Here is a 24,659-nt window from a genome sequence, read left to right as displayed (position 1 = left end):
TTGAGCTTATAAAAACAACATCAAAAGATCGCAGCCTGCGGCAGCTCCTACAGGGGGTGATGTTCAATTGCCACTGACTATAACGGGGCTGGCATAGTCGCTTAAAGATTAAAAAGCTCTGTGCTTATTCCAATTTCTTGAACAGCGCATTGCCGCAACGGGAGCAGAACGCCGCCCCATGTTCGTGGCTGTTTTTCTTGCACACCGGGCAGTCGTGTTGCAGTTGTTCACCGCGCATGGCGTTGGCCAGTTCCGCGGTGAAGATCCCGGTGGGCACGGCGATGATCGAGTAACCGGTGATCATCACCAGCGAGGAAATCACCTGGCCCAGCGGGGTCTTCGGCACGATGTCGCCGAAGCCGACGGTGGTCAGGGTCACGATAGCCCAATAGATGCCCTTGGGGATGCTGGTGAAGCCGTGTTCCGGGCCTTCGATCACGTACATCAGGGTGCCGAACACCGTCACCAGGGTGCAGACGCTGACCAGAAACACCACGATCTTCTGCTTGCTGCCACGCAGCGCCGACATCAAATAGTTGGCTTGCTTGAGGTAAGGGCTGAGCTTGAGCACCCGGAAGATCCGCAGCATCCGGATGATCCGGATGATCAGCAGGTACTGCGCATCGCTGTAGTACAGCGCGAGAATCCCGGGCACGATCGCCAGCAGATCCACCAGCCCGTAGAAACTGAAGGCGTAGCGCAACGGTTTGGGCGAGCAGTACAGGCGCAGGATGTATTCACCGAGAAAGATCACGGTGAAGCCCCATTCGATGTACGCCAGCACATCAGCGTAGTTCTGATGAATGCTGTCGATGCTGTCGAGCATCACCACCACCAGGCTGGCGAGGATGATCAACAGCAAGGTGCCGTCGAAGCGCCGCCCGGCGAGGGTGTCGCTCTGGAAAATCATGACGTAAAGCCGTTCACGCCAACCGTTGCTGCTGTCCATGGATAACGCCTGAATTGAAGATCAGCGCAGCCTAGGTTGATTCTCCCCCTGTGCGCAAGGCGTGCTGTCGACGGCCGTTTTGTCGAGCATCTGGATGCCGCCGCGAATCAGCCAGCCAGCGAGGATGAACGGCGCCGTCAGCGTCGCCAGGCCAATGGCGGCGAACAGCGGCGTGACCAGTAGCGCGAGGACGATGCCCAGCAGTGGCAGCCACGGCTGTTGACGTTGCGCACTGAAGGCGAGGGCGGCGAGCACCGCGTTGTAACTGCCCAGCCCCAGCAGCGCGGTGCTGGTTTCGTGGTGCAGCACACTGGATGCGAGGCCGATCGCCGACGCCAGCAGCGCCCAGCAGAACGCCCGGCGATCAGCGATCAGCAAGCCGCAGGCAATCAATGCGCCGGCCAGTGGATGACCGAGAAACATCACCTGGCCCAACCCACGCAGTTCAGCGGCGAGCAGGTTCAGCGTGCTTATCTGGATATGAACCGTCGGCGCGGACGGTTCGGCGAACAGCAGCAGGATCCAGCTGATGGCCACGAACGGTGAGGTGTAGGCCGGTATGGATCGACTGCGGTAGACATGTTTGAGCCATTGCTGAGTGACCATCGCGCTCAGGCCGCCCGCGGCCAGAATCAGCGGCGGCAGCATCGGCGACCAGGGAAAATACAGGCTCAGCACCAAACCGAGCAGCACGCCGTTGTAGCTGAACAACCCGGCCTGGCGATCAGCCTTGGCGTAGTTGCGCCGTTGCGCGGTGAGCAGTCCGGCGACGGCACCGAGCAGTGCGCCGGCAAACAGCACGGGCGCAGTGAGCAGGATCGCCAGCAGACACAGCAGGCCGCACAGCGGATGGCGCTGGAGGAATATCTGACTGAAACCGTTGAGCAAAGCCTCGGCCCAGTCGGGGCAGTGGGTGTTGAAATGATTGGCAGGCATGGCAGTTCTGAAAGTCAGTGAAACCGGATTGGTCGAGCGCGACTCCGGCTGATCGCCAGCAGGCTGGCTCCCACACTGAATCTTTGTTCAGTCATTGAGTTTGTGGTGCACACAAATCAATCGTGGGAGCGAGCCTGCTCGCGAAGAGGCCAGCAAAAACAATCTCTTTGTTATATGAATCCCTGTGGCGAGGGCGCTTGCTCCCGCTGGGTCGCGAAGCGGCCTTAATCCGGGCGAATGCGGTTTTTCTATGAAAACCGTCATGCCCTAAACACGACGACTGCTGCGCAGCCGAAGCGGGAGCAAGCTCCCTCGCCACAGGTTCTATCGCAATCTTTAAATCAACGTCTCGATCCGCAGCGAGTTAGTCGATCCCGGCTGCCCGAACGGCACGCCGGCGGTGATCAGCAAGGTATCGCCACGCTCGGCCATGCCTTGCGCCTGGGCGATTTCCAGCGCCGTTGAACAGACCTCATCGACCTGACGCAGGCGATCGTTGACCACCGAGTGAATCCCCCACGCCACGCTCAAACGCCGCGCCGTCTGCAGGTTCGGCGTCAGGTTGAGGATCGGCGCTTTCGGCCGTTCCCGCGCCGCACGCAGGGTTGATGCACCGGACTCGCTGTAGTTGACCAGCACCGCCACCGGCAGCACGTTGCTGATGCGGCGGATCGCGCAACTGATCGCATCGGAAACGGTGGCTTCGGCTTTCGGCCGGCTGACGTCGAGCTGGGTCTGATAGTCCGGACCGTTTTCCACCTGGCGGATGATCTTGCTCATCATCTGCACCGCTTCGAGCGGGTATTCGCCGGACGCGGTTTCCGCCGAGAGCATCACCGCATCGGCGCCTTCGGCCACGGCGTTGGCCACGTCGGTGACCTCAGCACGGGTCGGTGCCGGGGAGAAGCGCATCGACTCGAGCATCTGCGTCGCCACCACCACCGGTTTGCCGAGTTCGCGGCAGGTGCTGATGATGTTTTTCTGAATCTGCGGCACGCTTTCGGCCGGCACTTCCACGCCGAGATCACCGCGAGCCACCATGATCGCATCGCTCAGCTCGGCGATTTCGCGCAGTTGTTCAACCGCCGACGGCTTCTCGATTTTCGCCATCAGAAAGGCCTTGTCGCCGATCAGTGCGCGGGCTTCGAGGATGTCTTGCGGACGCTGCACGAACGACAGCGCCACCCAGTCCACACCCAGCTCCAGACCGAAGCTCAGGTCACGGCGATCCTTGGCGGTCAGCGGGCTGAGATCGAGCACCGCTTGCGGCACGTTCACGCCTTTGCGGTCTGACAATTCGCCGCCATTGAGCACGGTGGTGTCGATCGCGTCGTTGTATTTGGTCACCACACGCAGACGCAGTTTGCCGTCGTCGAGCAGCAGATCCATGCCGGCTTTCAGCGCGGCGATGATCTCCGGATGCGGCAGGTTCACTCGGCGTTCATCGCCCGGTGTCGCGTCCAGATCCAGACGAAACGCCTGACCGCGATGCAGTTGCACCTTGCCGTCGGCGAACTTGCCGACGCGCAGTTTCGGCCCTTGCAGGTCCATCAGAATGCCCAGTGGATAGTTGAGCTGGCGCTCGACTTCGCGGATCCACTGATAGCGCTTGGCGTGGTCGGCGTGATCGCCGTGGCTGAAGTTGAGGCGGAAGATGTTGACCCCGGCCTCGACCAGTTCACGGATGTCTTCGATGCCGTCGACGGCAGGCCCGAGGGTGGCGAGGATTTTGACCTTTTTATCAGGCGTCATGATTTGCAGTTCTCAAGGATCAGAATGGCGCGGAAGTCGTTGACGTTGGTGCGGGTCGGCTCGGTGACGATCAGCGCGTCGAGCGCCTCGAAGTAGCCGTAACCGTTGTTGTTATCCAGCTCGTCGCTGGCGCTCAAACCGAGGGCGGCGGCGCGGGCGTAGCTGTCCGGGGTCATGATCGCGCCGGCGTTGTCTTCGGAGCCGTCGATGCCGTCGGTGTCGCCGGCCAGCGCATAGACGCCGGGCTGGCCCTTGAGGCTGTCGGTCAGGCTCAGGAGGAATTCGGCGTTGCGTCCGCCGCGGCCATTGCCGCGCACGGTCACAGTGGTTTCGCCGCCGGAGAGAATCACGCACGGTGCAGCGAGTGGCTGGCCATGGTTGATGATCTGGCGGGCGATGCCGGCGTGGACCTTCGCCACTTCGCGGGATTCACCTTCCAGGTCGCCAAGGATCAGCGTGCTGAAACCGGCCTGACGGCATTTCACTGCAGCCGCGTCCAGCGATTGCTGTGGGCGGGCGATCAACTGGAAATGACTGCGGGCGAGGCTCGGATCACCCGGTTTGACCGTTTCCGACTCAGGGCTTTGCAGCCAGTTGCGTACCGAGGCCGGGACTTCAATACCGTAGCGTTTGAGGATCGCCAGCGCTTCGGCCGAAGTGCTCGGGTCGGCCACGGTCGGGCCGGACGCGATGACTGTGGCGAGGTCGCCCGGGACATCGGAAATCGCGTAGGTATACACAGTGGCAGGCCAGCAGGCCTTGCCCAGGCGGCCGCCCTTGATCGCCGAGAGGTGCTTGCGCACGCAGTTCATCTCGCCGATGGTTGCGCCGGATTTGAGCAGGGCTTTGTTGATCGACTGCTTGTCGGCGAGGGTGATGCCTTCGGCCGGCAGGGCGAGCAGGGCAGAGCCGCCGCCGGACAACAGGAAGATCACGCGGTCGTCTTCGGTCAGGTTGCTGACCAGTTCCAGCACGCGTTTGGCCACGGCCAGGCCGGCGGCGTCCGGCACCGGGTGCGCGGCTTCGACCACTTCGATTTTTTCGCACGGGGCGCCGTGACCGTAACGGGTCACCACCAGGCCAGAGACGTCACCCTGCCAGCAGCGCTCGACCACTTGCGCCATCGCGGCGGCGGCTTTGCCGGCGCCGATGACGATGACTCGGCCAGTGCGATCGGCAGGCAGATGGGCTTCGAGGACCTGGTTCGGATGGGCCGCGTCGATGGCTGTGGCAAACAGCTCGCGCAGCAGTTGTTGCGGATCGACCGACATGGCGGGCTCCCGGAATTCTTGTTATTCGAAAGGGCAACTCGGAAGGAGTGAGCCCTGTGGCGAGGGGGCTTGCCCCCGTTTGAGTGCGCCGCACTCACAAGACCTTTGATAAACCAGAGGTTTTGGGGCCGCTTCGCAGCCCAACGGGGGCAAGCCCCCTCACCACAACTTCACTCCCACAGGTTGACTGCAGGGTGGGGCAGCGGCTTACTTCTTATCGCGAATCGAGAAGTTGGCCATGTGTTCCAGGCCCTTGATCAGCGCCGAGTGGTCCCAGTTGCTGCCGCCGATGGCCGCGCAGGTGCTGAAGACTTGCTGGGCGTTGGCAGTGTTCGGCAGATTGATGTTCAGCTCCTTGGCGCCTTGCAGGGCCAGGTTCAGGTCCTTCTGGTGCAGGCTGATGCGGAAGCCCGGATCGAAGGTGCCCTTGATCATGCGCTCGCCGTGTACTTCGAGGATTTTCGAAGAGGCGAAACCGCCCATCAGCGCTTCACGCACTTTTGCTGGATCTGCGCCGTTTTTCGAGGCGAACAGCAGGGCTTCAGCGACGGCCTGAATGTTCAGCGCGACGATGATCTGGTTGGCGACCTTGGCGGTCTGACCGTCGCCGTTGCCACCGACCAGGGTGATGTTCTTGCCCATGGCCTGGAACAGCGGCAGCGCGCGTTCGAAGGCATCGGCATCGCCACCGACCATGATGCTCAGGGTCGCAGCCTTGGCGCCGACTTCACCGCCGGACACTGGCGCGTCGAGGTACTGCGCGCCTTTCTCGTTGATCTTCTTGGCGAAGGCTTTGGTGGCGGTCGGCGAGATCGAACTCATGTCGATCACCACTTTGCCTTTGCCGATGCCGGCGGCAACGCCGTCGGCGCGGAACAGCACGTCATCGACCTGCGGGGTGTCCGGGACCATGACGATGATGAACTCGGCTTCCTGCGCGACTTCACGCGGGTTGGCCAGGGCGACAGCGCCAGCGGCCACCAGGTCGGCCGGAGCGGCATCGTGGTGCGCCGACAGGAACAGGCTGTGACCGGCTTTCTGCAGGTTCGAAGCCATTGGGTGGCCCATGATGCCGGTGCCGATAAATCCGATTTTAGCCATGAGAAAATCCTCTTGTTTTTGTCTTGCCCCCGGTTTGGAACCGATGGGCTTTTTTGTGGCGAGGGGGCTTGCCCCCGTTGGGTCGCGAAGCGGCCCTAAATGTTTTCACGGTCAGTGGCTTTTACGACTGCTTCGCAGCCGAACGGGGGCAAGCCCCCTCGCCACAAGGGGCCGGGTTCGATCTCAGATTGCGTTATGGGTTTTCAGCCAGCCGAGGCCCGCTTCGGTCGTGGTCAGCGGCTTGTATTCACAGCCAACCCAACCCTGATAACCGATGCGATCCAGGTGTTCGAACAGGAAGCGGTAGTTGATCTCGCCGGTGCCGGGTTCGTTGCGCCCCGGGTTGTCCGCGAGCTGCACGTGGTTGATCTCGCCCAGGTGCGATTGCAGGGTGCGGGCCAGATCGCCTTCCATGATTTGCATGTGGTAGATGTCATATTGCAGGAACAGGTTGGCGCTGCCGACCTGCTCGCGAATCGACAGGGCCTGCGCCGTGTTGTTCAGGTAGAAGCCGGGGATGTCGCGGGTGTTGATCGCTTCCATCACCAGTTTGATCCCCGCCGCCTGCAGCTTGTCGGCCGCGTACTTGAGGTTGGCGACGAAGGTCTTTTCCACGGTGGCATCGTCCACGCCTTGCGGACGGATACCGGCCAGGCAGTTGACCTGGGTGTTGCCCAACACTTGCGCGTAGGCAATCGCCAGGTCGACACCGGCGCGGAACTCTTCGACCCGATCCGGCAGACACGCGATCCCGCGCTCGCCTTTGGCCCAGTCGCCGGCCGGCAGGTTGAACAGCACTTGAGTCAGACCATTGGCGTCGAGTCTGGCCTTGATCTCCGCGGAGCTGAAGTCGTACGGGAACAGGTACTCGACGCCGCTGAAACCAGCCTTGGCGGCGGCGTCGAAACGGGCAAGGAAATCCTGTTCGGTGAACAGCATGGACAGGTTGGCTGCGAAACGCGGCATGGTGGTCTCCTGTTGCGAATGAGTGATGATGGCTCTGTGTAGGAGCTGCCGCAGGCTGCGATCTTTTGATCTTGATCCTTAGCAACAAAGATCAAAAGATCGCAGCCTGCGGCAGCTCCTACAGAAGGCTAACCGCGGCCATCAAATCTGGCGGATCAGTCGAGCAGCGAAATCGCCGTTGGCGCGTCGTTACCGACCAGCGCCAGGTCTTCGAATTCGTTGACGGCGTTGATCTCGGTCCCCATGGAGATGTTGGTCACACGCTCCAGGATGATTTCGACGATCACCGGTACCTTGAACTCCTCGATCAGCTCTTCGGCCTTGCGCAGGGCAGGGGCGATTTCCGACGGTTCGAACACACGCAGCGCCTTACAGCCCAGGCCTTCGGCGACTGCCACGTGGTCGACACCGTAACCGTTGAGTTCCGGCGCGTTCAGGTTATCGAAGGACAGCTGCACGCAGTAGTCCATTTCGAACCCGCGCTGGGCCTGACGAATCAGCCCCAGGTACGAGTTGTTCACCACGACGTGGATGTAAGGCAGTTTGAACTGAGCGCCGACCGCCAGCTCCTCGATCATGAACTGGAAGTCATAGTCCCCCGACAGGGCCACGACTTTACGGTTCGGATCGGCCTTGACCACGCCCAGCGCCGCCGGAATGGTCCAGCCCAACGGGCCGGCCTGGCCGCAGTTGATCCAGTGACGCGGCTTGTAGACGTGCAGAAACTGCGCGCCGGCGATCTGCGACAGACCGATGGTGCTGACGTAGCAGGTGTCCTTGCCGAACACCTGGTTCATTTCTTCGTAAACGCGCTGCGGCTTGACCGGCACGTTGTCGAAGTGGGTCTTGCGCTGCAGGCTGGCCTTGCGCTGCTGGCAATCCTGCAGCCAGGCGCTGCGGTTTTTCAGCTTGCCGGCGGCTTGCCATTCACGGGCGACTTCGAGGAACACGGTCAGCGCGGCGGCGGCGTCGGAGACGATGCCCAGGTCCGGGGTGAAGACGCGGCCGATCTGCGTGCCTTCGATATCGACGTGAATGAACTTGCGGCCTTCGGTGTAGACGTCGACCGAACCGGTGTGACGGTTGGCCCAACGGTTACCGATACCCAGTACCACGTCGGATTTCAGCATCGTGGCATTGCCATAGCGGTGCGAAGTCTGCAGGCCGACCATGCCGACCATCAGCGGGTGATCATCCGGGATGGTGCCCCAGCCCATCAGGGTCGGGATGACCGGGATACCGGTCAGCTCGGCGAACTCCACCAGCAGATCGCTGGCGTCGGCGTTGATGATCCCGCCACCGGCCACCAGTAATGGGCGCTCGGCTTGATCGAGCAGTGCCAGTGCCTTCTCGACCTGAACGCGGGTCGCGGTTGGTTTGGCCAGTGGCAGTGGCTGGTAGGCGTCGATGTCGAATTCGATTTCGGCCATCTGCACGTCGAACGGCAGGTCGATCAGCACCGGGCCTGGGCGGCCGGAGCGCATTTCATAGAAGGCTTTCTGGAACGCGTAAGGCACCTGGCCCGGCTCCAGAACCGTGGTCGCCCACTTGGTGACGGGCTTGACGATGCTGGTGATGTCGACTGCCTGGAAGTCTTCCTTGTGCATACGGGCGCGGGGTGCCTGGCCGGTGATGCAGAGGATCGGAATCGAGTCGGCCGAGGCGCTGTAGAGCCCGGTGACCATGTCGGTACCGGCCGGGCCGGACGTACCGATGCACACGCCGATGTTGCCGGCCTTGGTGCGGGTGTAACCCTCGGCCATGTGCGACGCGCCTTCGACGTGGCGAGCGAGGACGTGATCGATGCCACCGACTTTTTTCAGTGCGGAGTACAGCGGGTTGATCGCAGCACCCGGAATGCCAAAAGCGGTATCAACCCCTTCACGGCGCATCACCAGAACGGCGGCTTCGATTGCTCTCATTTTGCTCATGGTTTTGTGCCTCTTTACGTTTTGTAATTGTATACAAGTGGCTTTGCGCAGAGTGTATTCACGGCGGACGGCGCAGGTCAATCCATTTTCTCAAGCGCCTGTTTCATTCGTCGGAAGCCAGCTATTGCTGTGGCTTTTCGTCGCATGGGGCGCTTTTCGATAATTATTGTATACAAAAAAATAACTCATTGTGTTCTATTTGTGGCATTGAGCTGCGGCACAAACGCGCAGCTTCACGACTTTCCCAATAACAAAATGAGGACGGCACCATGAGCGCTTTAACCTTGAAAGTCGCAGTCAACCTGGTCAACGAAGCCATCAGCGCCGGGCGCGGTATCAACGCCGCGCCGCTGACCATCGCGGTACTCGATACCGGCGGCCACCTGATCACCCTGCAACGCGAAGACGGCGCCAGCCTGCTGCGTCCGAACATCGCCATCGGCAAAGCCTGGGGCGCCATCGCCCTGGGCAAGGGCTCACGCCTGCTGGCGCTGGATGCCCAACAACGCCCGGCCTTCATCGCCGCGCTCAACAGCATGGGCCAGGGCAGCGTCGTCCCGGCTCCGGGCGGCGTATTGATCCGCGATCAGGCGGGCAACGTGCTGGGCGCGATCGGCATCAGCGGCGATCTGTCGGATATTGATGAGCAGGTGGCGATCAGGGCGGTGGAGGCGCTGGCGTTGCGGGCGGATGCGGGGGTGGCGGCCTGACAGGAAACAGATCCGCACAACTGATGGCGTAATGATGACGAAGAGGAGCGGTATCTATAGACTGCCGCCCCTCTCGTTTATGTATCAAGGAAGATCTGCGTGAAGACGCTATTCGCCATCACCCTGGCTTCGGCCATGACCCTCTGCACCCCCCTCCTGCATGCGACAGAAACACCCGACGCTGAAGAAATCGCGTTCCAGGCACTGAGCCCGGTGGTTTCTGCATTAATCAACGCGGACGATGTACAAGAACTGATGGACCGCGGCGAGAAGCTCGAATCGAGCGATACGTTGCAGGCTATTGCGGTGTATCTGGCGGCCACTCGGGAAGACCCGAATCAGTTGCAGGCGCCTTATCAGGTTGCGGCGCTGTTCGCTCGCCGTGGCGATGACAAACTGGCCGAGCGCTTTCTGCGCGTGGCCGATGATCGCGGTTTGTGGTTCGGCCCAATGATGGCGAGCGACGAAGACTTCGCCGATCTGCACGAGTCCGACACCTACAAAACCGTGTTGGCCAATGCTCAGAAACGCTACAAGAAAATTGCCCCGGGCAAGGTCGGCGCGATTTCGGTGCTCAACCCGTCGGCGAACATTCCGGCCCCCAAAGCCTGTCGCCCGGTCGTGGTCTGGCTGCACGGTTATGGCATCAATGGCGAGCTGGATGAGAGCTATCAGCCGCTGGCCGACACCGGGGCAATCATTCTGGGGATCAACGGCACTGAAATGATCAACTCAGTCCATAGCTTCCGCTGGATCGGCCCAGGCTTCGAAGGCACCCATCAGACGGTGCAAAAGGCGCTCAAAGCCCTGGAAGCCCAGCAATGCATCGACCGTAAGCGCGTTTTTCTGATGGGCTTCTCCCAGGGTTCGCAACACGCCGGCGCCTTGTTGGCGCAGCACCCGGACGATTACGCAGGCGCGCTGTTGCTGTCGCCCGGCGGCCAGCAACCGACGCCAACCGAAAGCAAGGCGCGCGGCAAGCGGGTGTTTGTCATCAATGGTGAGAAAGAAGGGCCGGGCAATCAACAGATGAGCGCCGATTTCCGCAAACTGTTCAGCGAAGGCAACGAGGTCAAGTCGCGTACTCACGAGGGTGGGCACTTTTTCCCTGACGACTGGCCGACTTCGTTCCCGCAGGCTTTGCGCTGGTTGATGGGTGAGGAGGCTTGAAGTCAAACGATTATCGGCTTTGCCTGTGTCCTCGACAGCAGGGGCCGATTGAATATTTGGTGACGGATTAACCGTCATCGCGAGCAGGCTCACTCCTACAAGGGGTCGTGGTTGGACACAAAATGTCTGAACACCACAAACCCCCAGTAGGAGTGAGCCCTGCTCGCGATAGCTCTCTCCCAGACACATCCAGCCAACAGTTAACCCCGTTCTACTGAATCGACAGAACTAGCCTTCTCCTGAACTGAACATGGGAGGCAAAGGAATGCCGAATCTACCTGGAGCTCATCGATTGCGAGCCGGGCGCTATGCTGAAGCCAATCGAATCTATCTACTGACAACCAACACACTTGATCGTGAACCGATCTTTGCCGATTTCGCTTTGGGCAGATTGGTTGTTCAACAATTTCGACGGGCACAGGATCTCGGCTTGGCGAACTCACTGGCGTGGGTGGTCATGCCGGATCATTTTCATTGGTTAATTGAATTGCAGAAAGGTTCGTTGAGCGAACTGATGCAAAAGACCAAGTCATTGAGTACCAAAGCAGTAAATCAGACTACCGCCAGAAGTACTGGCCTCTGGCAGAGAGGGTTTCACGACCGGGCATTGCGACGGGAGGAGGATTTGGTGACGGTGGCACGGTATGTTGTGGCCAACCCATTGCGTGCTGGACTTGTGGAGAAGCTTGGCAATTATCCGCTTTGGGATGCGATTTGGGTTTGAACTGGAACCGTGTTGCCTCGATCGCGAGCAGGCTCACTCCTACAGGGGAATGCATTCCAAATGTAGGAGTGAGCCTGCTCGCGATGGCGTCACCGGGGTCTATCAGTCGGGCTCACACCCTTTCAACACCAACCGGATAATCGTCTGCGCCGCCGCTTCATAATCCGCCTCGTCCAGCTTGTCCTTGCCGGTGATCGCCGAAATCTGCCAGTCGAAGTCGGCGTAGGTCTGGGTCGCGGCCCAGATGCTGAACATCAGGTGATTGGGGTCGACTGGGGCGATCTGACCGCGGTCGATCCAGCTCTGGATGCAGTCGATGTTGTGCTTGGCCTGGCTGTTGAGTTGCTCGACCAGGTCGGCGCTCAGGTGTGGGGCGCCGTGCATGATTTCGCTGGCGAACACCTTGGAGGCGAAGGGCAGGTCACGGGAGATGCGGATTTTCGAGCGGATGTAGCCGCTGAGCACTTCGCTCGGCACGCCGTCCGGGTTGAACGGGGTCGAGGCCTGCAGGATCGGCACGATGATGCTTTCCAGGACCTCGCGGTAGAGGTTTTCCTTGGACTTGAAGTAGTAGTAGACGTTGGGCTTGGGCAATCCCGCCTTGGCAGCGATGTCGCTGGTTTTGGTCGCAGCGAAGCCCTTGTCAGCAAACTCCTCACTGGCGGCACGCAGGATCAGTTCTTTGTTGCGCTCGCGGATTGTGCTCATAAACCCGGTGGTTCCTTGCCTGTTCTGGCGGTTGCGCATGGTAGCACCGGCCTCGCGCATGGCTCAAGAATGCCCCGTGTGGCCTGCAGTCGCGGTATGCTGCGCGGCATTATTCACATAAGGAAACATGATTCATGGCAGGAAGCAGTTTGCTGGTGCTGATCGACGATATTGCCACCGTTCTGGATGACGTGGCGTTGATGAGCAAAATGGCCGCGAAGAAGACCGCCGGGGTGCTCGGCGACGATCTGGCGCTCAATGCCCAGCAGGTCTCCGGGGTGCGCGCCGAGCGGGAAATTCCTGTGGTTTGGGCAGTGGCCAAGGGCTCGTTCGTCAACAAGCTGATTCTGGTGCCATCGGCGCTGGCGATCAGCGCGTTCGTACCGTGGCTGGTAACGCCGTTGCTGATGGTCGGCGGTGCTTACCTGTGCTTCGAAGGTTTCGAGAAACTCGCGCACAAGTTCCTGCACAGCAAGGCCGAAGATGACGCCGACCACGCGCAACTGAGCGCGGCGGTGGCCGAGCCGACCACCGATCTGGTGGCCTTCGAGAAGGACAAGATCAAAGGCGCGATCCGCACCGACTTCATCCTTTCGGCAGAAATCATCGCCATCACCCTCGGCGCTGTGGCCGGCGCATCGCTGACCCAGCAAGTGATCGTGATGTCCGGCATCGCGATTGTCATGACCGTCGGCGTCTACGGCCTGGTGGCCGGTATCGTCAAACTCGACGACCTGGGTCTGTGGCTGACGCAGAAACCCGGTTCGGCGGCAAAAAGCATCGGCAACGCGATCCTGCGCGCCGCGCCGTACATGATGAAAGGCCTGTCGGTGATCGGCACGGCGGCGATGTTCCTCGTCGGCGGCGGCATCCTCACCCACGGTATTCCTGTGCTGCATCACTGGATTGAAAGCGTGGGTGCAGCGGCTGGCAGCGCCGGTTTTGCAGTGCCGGTGTTGCTCAATGGCGTGGCGGGGATTATCGCGGGTGCGGTGGTGCTGGCGGTGGTTTCGGTCGTGGGCAAAATCTGGCGCGCGATCAAAGGCTGAACACGGTTTCTTGTAGGAGTGAGCCTGCTCGCGATGGCGGTGTATCAGCCACATAAAAGGTGACTGACACGGCCTCATCGCGAGCAGGCTCACTCCTGCAGTCTGATCTTGGTTGTGCCATGAAAAAGGGCCATTCGACTCGCATCGAATGGCCCTTTTTCGTTGCCGCTGACGTTACTCGGCAATCTGCAGCTTGCGCGACTCGGTGTACACGTAGCGCACTTTCTCGTACTCGAACGGCGAGTTCATCTGACCGTAGCGGAAGTTGGTCTGGTAGCGCTTGTCGACGGCGCGCAGGGCCCAGATCTCAGGATGGTTGGAGCTGACTTCTGACACGTTCAGGTAGTTGATCGCCGATTCGGCGGTGTAGTCCACGGCCAGGCCTGCGGTATCGCGAATGTTCGACGGGCCAAGGATCGGCAGCACGAAGTACGCACCGCCCGGTACGCCGTAGAAGCCCAGGGTCTGGCCGAAGTCTTCGCTCTGGCGCGGCAGGCCCATGGCGGTCGCCGGGTCCCACAGGCCGGCGATGCCGATGGTGGTGTTGAGCAACAGGCGCGCCGTGGTTTCCATCGAACGCTTGCCCTTGAACTGCAACAGGCTGTTGACCAGGTTCGGCACGTCGCCGAGGTTGTTGAAGAAGTTGCTCACCCCGGTGCGCAGGAAGCTCGGCGTCACGTAGCGATAACCGTCGACCACTGGCAGGAACACCCATTGGTCGAAGCGGTAGTTGAAGTGGTAGACGCGGCGGTTCCACGACTCCAGTGGGTCATAGACGTTCAGCGCGTTGAGCGTCGAGCGTTCGAACTCACGCTGGTCCAGTCCCGGGTTGAACTTGAGTTTGGACAGCGGCTCCTTGAAGCCGTCGCTGTCGACCACCACCGGCGCGTTGGCTTTGCTGTTGTCGGCCTGGGCCACGCCTGCACTGAGGAGCGCTGCAATCAGCAGGAGATATTTAGCCACGGAAAAACTCCAGCATGGCGTCGCTGTTGACGCGGTAGTTAAGGTTGCCGCAATGGCCGCCCAGTGGATAAACGGTCAGGCGATCGCCGAAGGTCTTGCGCAGGAAGCCCAGGTCGCCAGGGCCGAGGATCACGTCATCGGCGTTGTGCATGACGGCGATTTTCGGGCTGTCATGCAGGTAATCCTTGAGCGCGTACAGGCTGACCTGGTCGATCAGTTGCAGCAGGCTGCCGCCGTCGGTACGGGCGCGCCACATCGGGATCACCTGTTCGGTCAGGTAGCAATCGAAGTCGCATTGCAGCGCGCGCTTGAGGAACGGCGTGAGGCTGGTGCCTTCGGTGATCGGGAATTTCGGCGGGGTGATCAGACCACGACGGTTGATCAGGTCCGACGTAAAGGCAATGTCGGCGGCCGAGAAGCGGAACGAGGTGCCGATCAGCATCGCCATCTGCTCGTTGGTCAGGTGCTGCTTGGACTGCTGGAAGTCATAGAGCAGGGCATCGTTGAGATCGATATAGCCCTTCTGCTGGAAGTAGCGGGTCAGCTTGTGCAGCACCAGTTCATAGAAGGTAGTGCTGTTGTTGATGCCCTTCACTTCGGTCTGCACCAGCTTGTCGAGGTTGGTGATCGAGGTGTAGAGGTTGACCGGCGGGTTGAGCAGCAGAACTTTCTTGAAGTTGAAGCTGCGCCGGGTTTCGTCCAGATGCGCGACGAACGCGGCATCCAGGGCACCGAGGCTGTAGCCGCTGAGGTAGTACTCGGTGACCGGCAGTTTTGGATGTTGCGCGCGCACGGCCTGCATCACCCGGTACATGTCTTCGGCGTCTTCCTTGGTGATACCGGGCGTGGCGAAGCGTGAAGCGGCGCTGATGAAGTCGAAGCTGGTCGGCGACGACAACTGCACGACGTGGTAGCCGGCCTTGTAGTAGAGCTTCTTCAGGTATTCGTTGAGCGTGCTGTCAAAGCGGGCGCCGGTGCCGGCGATCAGGAAGATCAGCGGCGCGGGTTTGTCCTGCTCGGCGATGCGGTAGGTGAGTTTCTTCACCGCCCAGAAATTGTCCGGGAGGATGAAGGCCCGTTCCGGGCGCAATGTGATGCTGTGGTCGGACTGGTTGATATCGTCGTTGGACGGCAATTCCGGGCGCAGGTCCGGCGGCGTCGTGGCGATGGTCGCCTCGAACGGGTTGGTCAGGGGATAGCCATAACTGGCGGCATCGATATCCACCGCCAGTGCGGACGCACTCAGAATAAGGCCGCAGAACAGCGCGGCGAAGCGCAAGGAACGGAGCATGACTGGATCCCTTAGAGAAAGGTGCCGAATGAAGTTCGCAGGCTATGACCACCGGGTTTGCGCCAAAGTGCCATGCGACGGCATCAAACAGGCAGAATTCGGAGTAATAGTAGGCGGACGATACACTTTGCACGGCGCGGATGACCAGTTAACAGTTGTTAGTGCTTGCCAACGGTGCAAGTCAGATTAAGCTGGCCGCCGATTTCCGTAGATTGGAGTGATTCATGTCCCGCCGCTTGCCCGTGATCCTGTTGCTCGTTCTGCTGCCGTTATGGCTGGCCGCCAGTTATGGCGCGCGTTATGGCTTCATGGAGGACGGGCAGTGGGTCGGCATCTGCGTCGATGAAGCGAGCCGTTGGGAGTGCTCGGTGCGCTCGAACCTGGGGCTGATGATTCACTTCAAGGTATTGGGCTGGTCCGCGCTGGGTGCGGCGCTGCTCGGTTTTGTGGTGCCGGGGCGGGCAGGGTGGTGGCTGGCGGTGCTGGCGCTGGTGTTCGGCCTGCCGGCGCTGGCGTTGTACAACACCACGTTGGCGGTGTTTGCGGTGGTGATTGCCGGATTGCGCCTTGTCAGAGAATCCCGAAGCGCCTGATAGAAAAAGATCGCAGCCTCCGGCAGCTCCTGCATGAGGCGGTGTACACCCTGTAGGAGCTGCCGGAGGCTGCGATCTTTTGATCTTGCTGTTTAATCAACGACCGCGAACCCGCAGGCAGCGCCACAACGCCGCCACCATCAGCCCGCTGACCAGCGCCCAGCCCCAGGCCTGCGGGTTCTGCAACCCTTCCTCGAACAGCTGCGGCGCAATGCCGGCGCCGATGATGAAAGCCAGCAGGGCGATTTCCCGACGCGGCACGCTGACCGGGCGGCACACGTACACCAGCGCCGGCAGAATGAACGCCATGCTGGCGAAGCTGCGATAACGCGCGTCGAACACCATCTCCAGCATCATCACCGCTGCAGCAAAACCGGCCACGGCCACCAGCCATCCGGCGCGGCGCTCCAGCAGATTGAACGCACGTTCACGCCAACCCTGGCGCGCGCTCAAGGTCAGTGCGGCATGCGCCAGCACCCACAGATTCAACACGGTCAGCAAGCCGACCCACAGCCATTCGCTGGCAAACCGCGTGGTTACCCGCGCCAGATCGCCCCAGGCGCCGATCGAACAGGCGGCCACCGCGCCCAGCAGCGGCAGGATCAATGCTGATTGCGTGGTGCGCACCCGGCCGCCGAGCAGCAGCGTACCGAGGAAAATCAGCCCGCCGACGCCCAGCCATTCTTTCCAGTACGGCACGTTGGTCACCGGCCCGGCGAGCACGCCCTTGTCCTGACGATCTGCGTCGAACAGGCCCCAGTAGCCACCGACCGCACCCTCGCTGCCGCGTTTCCATGGCTGGTCGAACGCTTCGATCAGGTTGTAATGCCAGCCTTCCTTCTCGGCCATCGCGACAAAACCACGAATGAACTTGGCTTCGTTGACCCGGCTCGGCAGGGCGGTCTCGCGCTGGCGGCCTTCGCTGGGCCAGCCGGTTTCGCCGATCATCACGTCCTTGGGCGCGAACTTGTTGCCGAACACCTGACGCACATCCGCCACATGTTGCAGGGCGATGTCGATGTTCGAGGGATCGTCTTCCCAGTACGGCAGCAGGTGAATGGTCAGGAAATCCACTGCCGGTGCGACTTCCGGGTGCTTGAGCCAGAACTCCCAGACATCGGCATAAGTGACCGGTTGCTTGACCTGGCTTTTGACCTTATTGATCAGTCTGGCCAGTTGCGCGCCGGTGACTTCCTTGCGCAGCAAGGCTTCGTTGCCGACGATCACCGCGCTGACCACGTCCGGGTTGGCGTTGGCCGAGGCGATCAGCAGGTCGACCTCCTTCTCGGTGTCCACCGGGTTGCTGTTGACCCAGGCGCCGATCATCAACTTCAAGCCGTGCTTGCGCGCCAGCTCGGGCAGGGCTTCGAGGCCGGTCATCGAGTAGGTGCGGATGCACTCGAAGCGCGTCGCCAGCAGGGCAAGGTCGGCGTCCATGCGCTCCGGGCGCAGCTTGAACGGCACGTCGAACGGCGATTGATCCTTGTCGAACGGCGTATAGGAGGCACATTGCAACTTGTGCGTCGGGGTTGCGGCGTCCGGCAGGATCACCGGTTTGCCGAGGCCGTACCAGAAGCCGCCAAGGGCAAACAGGCCGAGCAGGCAGGCGAAAAGATAGGGAATAAACGGGAAGCGGGAAGTCGCGGACATGGTCAGGCCGAGTGGCTGCAAAGCGACGCATGTTACCTGCATTTATCCGCGGGTTGGTGGCCTGCATGATTTGCCCATGCAAAGTTCGGGCGGATTGTCTGGCGCCAATTATTCAGAAGCGATTAATGGCTTTCTGATGTCGTTTCTCGTTGTCTTGAGGTCGTTGCCAGAGCAGGTCGCGTTTGGCGTCAGGCCGATGATCGAAAGCGTCAGTACCCTTATAGAAAAGACGACTGATGTTCGGACGAGTTTGCGGTCAGGCGTGATGGGGGCGCTGTGCACCATAACAATACGTTGACGATGCCCGGCATCCGTCGGGCGCAGCATTTCGGGGAAGTAACGATGAAGATGCGACGACTTTTAGGCGCAGGTGCCGCTCTGGTGCTTGCGATGAGCTCCACATTCGCCAGCGCTGAAAAACAGACCCTGAACATCGGTTACGTTGACGGCTGGTCCGACAGCGTCGCGACCACCCACGTGGCGGCCGAAGTGATCAAGCAGAAACTCGGCTACGATGTGAAACTGCAAGCCGTCGCTACCGGGATCATGTGGCAGGGCGTGGCCACCGGCAAACTCGACGCCATGCTCTCGGCCTGGCTGCCGGTCACCCACGGCGAATACTGGACGAAGAACAAGGATCTGGTCGTCGATTACGGCCCGAACTTCAAGGATGCAAAAATCGGCCTGATCGTGCCGGAGTACGTCAAAGCGAAATCGATCGAAGACCTGAAAACCGACGACAGCTTCAAAAACCGTATCGTCGGCATCGATGCCGGTTCAGGCGTGATGCTCAAGACCGATCAGGCGATCAAGGATTACGGTCTCGACAAATACACCCTCAAGGCCAGTTCCGGCGCCGGCATGATTGCCGAGCTGACCCGTGCCGAGAAGAAGAACGAATCGATTGCCGTCACCGGTTGGGTGCCGCACTGGATGTTCGCCAAGTGGAAACTGCGTTTCCTCGACGACCCGAAAGGCGTGTACGGCGCGGCTGAAACCGTGAACAGCATCGGCAGCAAAGCGCTGGAGACCAAGGCTCCGGAAGTCGCCAAGTTCCTGAAAAACTTCCAGTGGGCGTCGAAAGACGAGATCGGCGAAGTCATGCTGGCGATTCAGGACGGCGCCAAACCTGAAGCGGCGGCCAAGGATTGGGTCGCCAAGCACCCGGATCGCGTGGCTGACTGGACTAAATAACCACACGTAACGCAGTACCCCCTGTAGGAGTGAGCCTGCTCGCGATAGCGGTCTTTCGGTGACAGAGATGTCGACTGATTTGACGCAATCGCGAGCAGGCTCACTCCTACATTTGTTTCCGGCCACCCCTCACCGACAGGGTTTGCGGCTGTTTCAGCGCCTCTTTCCACTTCTTTCGGCTATTTACAGTCCAAAAATTGGCGAAAATGTCATGTCGTTCTAATACTAAGGTCGTCTGGAAGCCGTTCCGCAGCCGCATACAGTGGATACGTTCCAACAATAATCTGTGCTGCGAGGATAAAAACAATGAACGACAGCATTTACCTCTCGATTCAAAACAGCCCGCGCTTCAAGGAGCTGGTGAGAAAAAGAGAAAAGTTCGCCTGGATACTCTCGGCGATCATGCTCGGGCTGTACTCCGGATTCATCCTGCTGATCGCCTACGGGCCGCAAGTGCTCGGGGCAAAACTCAGTCCCGGGTCTTCGATTACCTGGGGCATTCCGATTGGTGTCGGATTGATTGTCTCGGCCTTCGTCCTGACCGCTATCTACGTACGGCGCGCAAACGGCGAGTTTGACGACCTGAACAATGCGATTCTCAAGGAGGCTCAGCAATGATCCGGCGTCTACTGGCTCTTTTGAGCATCGCAGCGTTCGCTCCAGCCGTCTGGGCCGCTGACGCCTTGACCGGCGAAGTCCACAAACAACCCCTCAACGTTTCTGCGATCGCCATGTTTGTGGTGTTCGTCGGGGCGACCCTGTGCATCACCTACTGGGCGTCCAAACGCAACAAGTCGGCTGCCGACTACTATGCAGCGGGCGGCAAGATCACCGGTTTCCAGAACGGTCTGGCGATTGCCGGTGATTACATGTCGGCGGCGTCCTTTCTGGGGATTTCCGCGTTGGTGTTCACCTCCGGCTACGATGGCCTGATCTACTCGATCGGCTTCCTGGTGGGCTGGCCGATCATTCTGTTCCTGATCGCCGAGCGCCTGCGTAACCTGGGCAAATACACCTTCGCCGACGTGGCGTCCTACCGCCTCGGGCAAACGCAGATCCGCACCCTGTCTGCCTGCGGTTCGCTGGTGGTGGTGGCGTTCTACCTGATCGCGCAAATGGTCGGTGCCGGCAAGCTGATCCAGCTGCTGTTCGGCCTCGACTACTATGTGGCGGTGATTCTGGTCGGTATCCTGATGTGCATGTATGTGCTGTTCGGCGGCATGCTGGCGACCACCTGGGTGCAGATCATCAAGGCAGTGCTGTTGCTGTCCGGTGCCTCGTTCATGGCGCTGATGGTGATGAAGCACGTCAACTTCGACTTCAACATGCTGTTCTCCGAGGCGATCAAGGTTCACCCCAAAGGTGAGGCGATCATGAGCCCGGGCGGTCTGGTGAAAGACCCGATTTCGGCGTTCTCCTTAGGCCTGGCGCTGATGTTCGGTACCGCCGGTCTGCCGCACATCCTGATGCGCTTCTTCACCGTGAGTGACGCCAAGGAAGCGCGCAAGAGCGTGCTGTACGCAACCGGCTTCATCGGCTACTTCTACATCCTGACCTTCATCATCGGCTTCGGTGCGATCCTGCTGGTCAGCACCAACCCGGCCTTCAAGGATGCCGCGGGCGCTCTGCTCGGCGGCAACAACATGGCGGCGGTGCACCTGGCCAATGCGGTGGGCGGCAGTATTTTCCTGGGCTTCATCTCGGCGGTAGCGTTCGCGACCATTCTGGCGGTTGTGGCGGGTCTGACCCTGGCCGGTGCTTCGGCGGTGTCCCATGACCTGTATGCCAGCGTGATCAAGAAGGGCAAGGCCAACGACAAGGATGAGATTCGCGTGTCGAAGATCACCACCATCGCACTGGCCGTGCTGGCCATCGGCCTGGGCATCCTGTTCGAAAGCCAGAACATCGCGTTCATGGTCGGTCTGGCGTTCTCCATCGCGGCGAGCTGCAACTTCCCGGTCCTGCTGCTTTCGATGTACTGGAAGAAGCTGACCACCCGCGGTGCGATGGTGGGCGGCTGGCTAGGGCTGGTGAGTGCGGTGGGGCTGATGGTCCTTGGTCCGACCATCTGGGTGCAGATCCTGCATCACGAGAAGGCGATCTTCCCGTATGAGTACCCGGCGCTGTTTTCGATGATCATTGCCTTTATCGGGATCTGGTTCTTCTCGATCACCGACAAGTCAGCGGCTGCTGATAACGAGCGGGCGCTGTTCTTCCCGCAGTTTGTGCGTTCGCAGACTGGGTTGGGGGCGAGTGGGGCTGTGTCTCACTGATTGCTTGATGATTGTGTAAGCGTTGTACTGAATGCCCCGGTTGAGAGATCGGGGCATTTTTTTGTGGGCGGTTATCGGGCAGGCTGTGCTTTTTGTGCGGGTCGTGTACATATCCGTTGCTGCGGTAACGGCGGCTTAGGGTTTCGCCCTTACGGCGACTCACTTTTTTTACAAACGCCTAAAAAAAGTAAGCAAAAAAACGCTTGCTCCTACGTTCGGCCCGCTCGCTAGGGCTCGGGGTTCCTTCGCTCCGGGATCGATCCGGGGGGCAGCGCCTACGGTTTGCTTCGCTGCACCTCCTCTCGCTGTGTTTGGCTTCGCCAAACGGTCGCTGCGCTCCCACCCCCGGATCAATCCCTCCGCTCAGCCTTCCGACGTCGCCCGTGGATCAAGATCAAGAGCAGGCGAGCTGACACTCGGCCTTAAGGGGGCGAGCGGTCACTGGGGGAGCGGCTTGCCAGCGATGGCGGCTCGTCGGACGAGCAATTTCTGATGGGGGTACCGGGTTCAATTGTAGGAGCTGCCGAAGGCTGCGATCTTTTGCTCTGGCTCTGGCTCTGGCTCTGGCTCTGGCTCTGGCTCTGGCTCTGGCTCTGGCTCTGGCTCTGGCTCTGGCTTTTGATGTGGCTTTTGATGTGGCCTTTGATCTTTTGCCCCTTCGGCAGGCCGAGCGAAGGTGTTCATCAGGGGGGAGGCGCGCAGCGCCGTGCGGCGAAGCCGCATACATCGAGAGGAGGTGCAGCGAAGCAAACCGTAGGCGATGCCCCCTGATGGACACCGTAGCGAGGGAACCCCGAGCCCCAGCGAGCGGGCCGTACGCCGGGGCAAAGCCTTTTGCTTACTTTTCGGCGCCTGGAAAAGTGAGTCGCTGTAAGAGCGAAACCATAGGAGGCCGTTACCGCAGCAACGGATATACACCCAAAACCGCAAAACCCCAGTCGGCCCTCAGGCCGCTGCGACACACAAACAAAAACGGCCCCTATATAAATAGAGGCCGTTCCCGGTACAACTTCAAGACGTTATCGCAAGACAAGTCTTATTTGCGGTCTTCCAGCTTGGTAATGTCACGCGACTCGTAGCCGGTGTACAGCTGGCGCGGACGGCCGATCTTGTACGGGCTGGAGAGCATTTCTTTCCAGTGGGAGATCCAGCCGACAGTACGTGCCAGGGCGAAGATCACGGTGAACATGCTGGTTGGAATGCCGATCGCCTTGAGGATGATCCCCGAGTAGAAGTCGACGTTCGGGTACAGCGAGCGTTCGATGAAGTACGGGTCGGTCAGCGCGATCTCTTCCAGGCGCATGGCCAGTTCGAGTTGCGGATCGTTGTTGATGCCCAGTTCTTTCAATACTTCGTCGCAGGTCTGCTTCATTACAGTCGCGCGAGGGTCGCGGTTCTTGTAAACGCGGTGACCGAAGCCCATCAACTTGAACGGATCGTTCTTGTCCTTGGCCTTGGCGATGAACTTGTCGATGTTGGACACATCGCCAATCTCGTCGAGCATGGTCAATACGGCTTCGTTCGCACCACCGTGGGCAGGGCCCCACAGTGCGGCGATCCCGGCGGCGATACAGGCGAACGGGTTGGCACCCGAGGAGCCTGCCAGACGCACGGTGGACGTCGATGCGTTCTGCTCGTGGTCGGCGTGGAGGATGAAGATCCGGTCCATGGCCTTGGCGAGTACCGGGCTGATCGGTTTGATCTCGCACGGGGTGTTGAACATCATGTGCAGGAAGTTTTCCGCGTACGTCAGGTCGTTGCGCGGGTACATCATGGGTTGGCCCATGGAGTACTTGTAAACCATCGCTGCCAGGGTCGGCATCTTGGCAACCAGACGGATCGCGGAGATTTCGCGATGCTGCGGGTTATTGATGTCCAGGGAGTCGTGGTAGAAGGCCGAGAGGGCGCCGACTACGCCGCACATGACGGCCATCGGGTGGGCGTCGCGACGGAAGCCGTTGAAGAAGGTTTTCAGCTGCTCGTGAACCATGGTGTGGTTTTTCACGGTGCTGACGAACTGGGCCTTCTGTTCTGCGGTCGGCAGTTCGCCGTTGAGCAGCAGGTAGCAGGTTTCCAGGTAGTCCGACTTTTCAGCCAGCTGTTCGATCGGGTAGCCGCGGTGCAACAGAATGCCGTTGTCGCCGTCGATATAGGTGATCTTCGATTCGCACGAGGCGGTCGACATGAAACCCGGGTCGAAAGTGAAGCGGCCCGTGGCCGTCAGGCCCCGAACATCAATTACATCGGGACCAACGGTGCCGGTTAAAATGGGCAGCTCGACGGGGGCTGCGCCCTCGATGATCAACTGCGCTTTTTTGTCAGCCATGTGGCCTCCTATTTATGCTTGAACCATCAGACAGACCCCCCACGCAGGGCCCGCACCACTATAGTGAGATAAATTCGAATGTCAATTTGCCTAAAGTCTTGCTCCAGAAGGCTTTAAGCGCACTTTTTCCTCGAAATTGACTGCCATTTACGCCTTTTATACGACTTGTGCAATCAGCTATTTGGGGTAGGTGATTGCGTTGTCATTAGTAGCCTAACTGTCTATACTCGGCCACCGACCGCCAAGGGCTTTTGGGCTTGCTTTCATTGGGGGTCGCATCCCTGGGTGGTGGTTACCTGACCAGTGCACTCCCCAACAACTTTGCCCTGATTGTTAGGGGCTCTTCAGTGTGAAAAAAAAGCCGTGAAAAGCCAACGACCTGTAAACCTAGACCTAAGGACCATCAAACTCCCAGTCACTGCTTACACGTCCATTCTTCACCGAATCTCCGGTGTCATCCTCTTTGTGTGCCTTGCCATCATGCTTTACGCATTGGACAAGTCGCTGAGCTCCGAGGAAGGCTTCGGTCAGGTGAAAGCGTGTCTGACCAGTCCGCTAGCCAAGCTAGTGATTTGGGGCATCCTGTCCGCTCTGCTGTATCACCTGGTTGCCGGTGTGCGCCATTTGATCATGGACATGGGCATCGGTGAGACGCTGGAAGGCGGCAAGCTGGGCTCGAAAATCGTTATCGCCGTTTCCGTGGTGGTAATCGTTCTGGCAGGAGTTTGGATATGGTAACTAACGTCACGAACCTCTCGCGTTCGGGCCTCTATGACTGGATGGCGCAACGTGTGTCGGCGGTCGTTCTCGCGGCTTACTTCATCTTTCTGATCGGATACGTCGTGGCCCACCCAGGCCTCGAGTATGCCCAGTGGCATGAACTGTTCGCCCACAACGGGATGCGTATTTTCAGCCTCCTGGCCCTTGTTGCCCTCGGCGCTCACGCCTGGGTCGGCATGTGGACCATCGCGACTGACTACCTGACGCCAATGGCGTTCGGCAAGTCTGCGACGGCTATACGTTTCCTTTTCCAGGCAGTATGCGGCGTTGCGATGTTCGCTTACTTCGTCTGGGGTGTGCAGATTCTCTGGGGTATCTGAGT

Annotated in this window: 22 protein-coding genes; 10 read left to right on the top strand and 12 right to left on the bottom strand. The window is 60.1% G+C overall.

Features of this window, described 5'->3' with window-relative positions:
* Positions 1-124: 124 nt before the first annotated feature.
* The 7 genes from NN484_RS18850 to gcl form a co-directional block, all read right to left on the bottom strand.
* The gene (locus NN484_RS18850; RefSeq protein WP_127651580.1) at positions 125-949 is read right to left on the bottom strand and encodes an ion transporter; all 825 of its coding nucleotides are present in this window, start codon (positions 947-949) and stop codon (positions 125-127) included.
* A gap of 21 nt (positions 950-970) precedes the next feature.
* Complete coding sequence (locus NN484_RS18845; protein ID WP_274657652.1) at positions 971-1,885, bottom strand: urea transporter; 915 nt, start codon at positions 1,883-1,885, stop codon at positions 971-973.
* Positions 1,886-2,221: 336 nt separating this feature from the next.
* Positions 2,222-3,637 carry a pyruvate kinase gene (gene pyk / locus NN484_RS18840; protein ID WP_274657651.1) on the bottom strand — a complete coding sequence of 472 codons (1,416 nt, stop codon included), beginning with the start codon at positions 3,635-3,637 and terminating at the stop codon, positions 2,222-2,224.
* Positions 3,634-4,908: a glycerate kinase type-2 family protein gene (locus tag NN484_RS18835; protein WP_127651577.1), complete on the bottom strand. Its 1,275-nt coding sequence runs from the start codon at positions 4,906-4,908 to the stop codon at positions 3,634-3,636. The genes pyk and NN484_RS18835 overlap by 4 nt, the downstream gene beginning before the upstream one ends.
* Positions 4,909-5,115: 207 nt before the next feature.
* Complete coding sequence (locus NN484_RS18830) at positions 5,116-6,009, bottom strand: 2-hydroxy-3-oxopropionate reductase (protein WP_003222962.1); 894 nt, start codon at positions 6,007-6,009, stop codon at positions 5,116-5,118.
* A gap of 183 nt (positions 6,010-6,192) precedes the next feature.
* Positions 6,193-6,975 carry a hydroxypyruvate isomerase gene (gene hyi, locus NN484_RS18825; RefSeq protein ID WP_095050211.1) on the bottom strand — a complete coding sequence of 261 codons (783 nt, stop codon included), beginning with the start codon at positions 6,973-6,975 and terminating at the stop codon, positions 6,193-6,195.
* 155 nt (positions 6,976-7,130) lie between these two features.
* Positions 7,131-8,906 carry a glyoxylate carboligase gene (gene gcl, locus NN484_RS18820; RefSeq protein WP_215501684.1) on the bottom strand — a complete coding sequence of 592 codons (1,776 nt, stop codon included), beginning with the start codon at positions 8,904-8,906 and terminating at the stop codon, positions 7,131-7,133.
* 269 nt (positions 8,907-9,175) lie between these two features.
* Between gcl and NN484_RS18815 the strand changes: the two genes are divergently transcribed.
* The 3 genes from NN484_RS18815 (at position 9,176) to NN484_RS18805 (ending at position 11,510) form a co-directional block, all read left to right on the top strand.
* Positions 9,176-9,616 carry a GlcG/HbpS family heme-binding protein gene (locus NN484_RS18815; RefSeq protein ID WP_127651573.1) on the top strand — a complete coding sequence of 147 codons (441 nt, stop codon included), beginning with the start codon at positions 9,176-9,178 and terminating at the stop codon, positions 9,614-9,616.
* 99 nt (positions 9,617-9,715) lie between these two features.
* Positions 9,716-10,786, top strand: coding sequence for an alpha/beta hydrolase (locus tag NN484_RS18810; RefSeq protein WP_127651572.1), 1,071 nt, complete (start codon positions 9,716-9,718; stop codon positions 10,784-10,786).
* Positions 10,787-11,051: 265 nt separating this feature from the next.
* Positions 11,052-11,510, top strand: a complete 459-nt coding sequence (locus NN484_RS18805) for an REP-associated tyrosine transposase (RefSeq protein ID WP_274657650.1) — start codon at positions 11,052-11,054, stop codon at positions 11,508-11,510.
* Between the two features lie 102 nt (positions 11,511-11,612).
* On the opposite strand, the gene NN484_RS18800 is transcribed toward NN484_RS18805, so the two are convergent.
* A complete protein-coding gene (locus tag NN484_RS18800) occupies positions 11,613-12,218 on the bottom strand; it encodes a TetR/AcrR family transcriptional regulator (protein ID WP_127651570.1) in 606 nt (201 codons plus the stop codon).
* 134 nt (positions 12,219-12,352) lie between these two features.
* Between NN484_RS18800 and NN484_RS18795 the strand changes: the two genes are divergently transcribed.
* Positions 12,353-13,267 carry a DUF808 domain-containing protein gene (locus NN484_RS18795; RefSeq protein WP_274657649.1) on the top strand — a complete coding sequence of 305 codons (915 nt, stop codon included), beginning with the start codon at positions 12,353-12,355 and terminating at the stop codon, positions 13,265-13,267.
* A gap of 174 nt (positions 13,268-13,441) precedes the next feature.
* On the opposite strand, the gene NN484_RS18790 is transcribed toward NN484_RS18795, so the two are convergent.
* Both NN484_RS18790 and NN484_RS18785 read right to left on the bottom strand, forming a co-directional pair.
* Entirely contained in the window at positions 13,442-14,230 is a 789-nt protein-coding gene (locus tag NN484_RS18790; RefSeq protein WP_007969640.1) for an MlaA family lipoprotein, read from the bottom strand.
* A complete protein-coding gene (locus NN484_RS18785; RefSeq protein ID WP_274657648.1) occupies positions 14,223-15,521 on the bottom strand; it encodes a serine/threonine protein kinase in 1,299 nt (432 codons plus the stop codon). The genes NN484_RS18790 and NN484_RS18785 overlap by 8 nt, the downstream gene beginning before the upstream one ends.
* A 224-nt stretch (positions 15,522-15,745) precedes the next feature.
* Here NN484_RS18785 and NN484_RS18780 point away from each other — a divergent pair, with 224 nt between their 5' ends.
* A complete protein-coding gene (locus NN484_RS18780; protein WP_274657647.1) occupies positions 15,746-16,114 on the top strand; it encodes a hypothetical protein in 369 nt (122 codons plus the stop codon).
* Positions 16,115-16,210: 96 nt separating this feature from the next.
* Here NN484_RS18780 and NN484_RS18775 read toward each other — a convergent pair whose 3' ends face one another.
* Positions 16,211-17,806, bottom strand: a complete 1,596-nt coding sequence (locus tag NN484_RS18775; protein ID WP_215501689.1) for a glycoside hydrolase family 17 protein — start codon at positions 17,804-17,806, stop codon at positions 16,211-16,213.
* Between the two features lie 300 nt (positions 17,807-18,106).
* Between NN484_RS18775 and NN484_RS18770 the strand changes: the two genes are divergently transcribed.
* The 3 genes from NN484_RS18770 to NN484_RS18760 all read left to right on the top strand — a co-directional run bounded on the left by NN484_RS18770 (position 18,107) and on the right by NN484_RS18760 (position 21,231).
* A complete protein-coding gene (locus NN484_RS18770) occupies positions 18,107-18,958 on the top strand; it encodes a glycine betaine ABC transporter substrate-binding protein (RefSeq protein WP_127651563.1) in 852 nt (283 codons plus the stop codon).
* A 306-nt stretch (positions 18,959-19,264) separates the two neighbouring features.
* Positions 19,265-19,576: a DUF485 domain-containing protein gene (locus NN484_RS18765; protein ID WP_127651562.1), complete on the top strand. Its 312-nt coding sequence runs from the start codon at positions 19,265-19,267 to the stop codon at positions 19,574-19,576.
* Complete coding sequence (locus tag NN484_RS18760) at positions 19,573-21,231, top strand: cation acetate symporter (protein ID WP_127651561.1); 1,659 nt, start codon at positions 19,573-19,575, stop codon at positions 21,229-21,231. The genes NN484_RS18765 and NN484_RS18760 overlap by 4 nt, the downstream gene beginning before the upstream one ends.
* Before the next feature lie 1,036 nt (positions 21,232-22,267).
* On the opposite strand, the gene gltA is transcribed toward NN484_RS18760, so the two are convergent.
* On the bottom strand, positions 22,268-23,557 hold the full coding sequence (gltA, locus tag NN484_RS18755; protein ID WP_003222994.1) for a citrate synthase: 1,290 nt from the start codon (positions 23,555-23,557) through the stop codon (positions 22,268-22,270).
* Positions 23,558-23,920: 363 nt separating this feature from the next.
* Between gltA and sdhC the strand changes: the two genes are divergently transcribed.
* Positions 23,921-24,295: a succinate dehydrogenase, cytochrome b556 subunit gene (sdhC, locus tag NN484_RS18750; protein ID WP_016773673.1), complete on the top strand. Its 375-nt coding sequence runs from the start codon at positions 23,921-23,923 to the stop codon at positions 24,293-24,295.
* A complete protein-coding gene (sdhD, locus tag NN484_RS18745) occupies positions 24,289-24,657 on the top strand; it encodes a succinate dehydrogenase, hydrophobic membrane anchor protein (RefSeq protein ID WP_003222999.1) in 369 nt (122 codons plus the stop codon). Before sdhC ends, sdhD begins: the two co-directional genes overlap by 7 nt.
* Positions 24,658-24,659 lie beyond the last annotated feature (2 nt).

Source organism: Pseudomonas serboccidentalis (assembly GCF_028830055.1).
GTDB lineage: Bacteria > Pseudomonadota > Gammaproteobacteria > Pseudomonadales > Pseudomonadaceae > Aquipseudomonas > Aquipseudomonas serboccidentalis.
The sequence above is the reverse complement of the archived record's forward strand: the minus strand, read 5'-3'. Positions and strand labels throughout refer to the sequence as shown.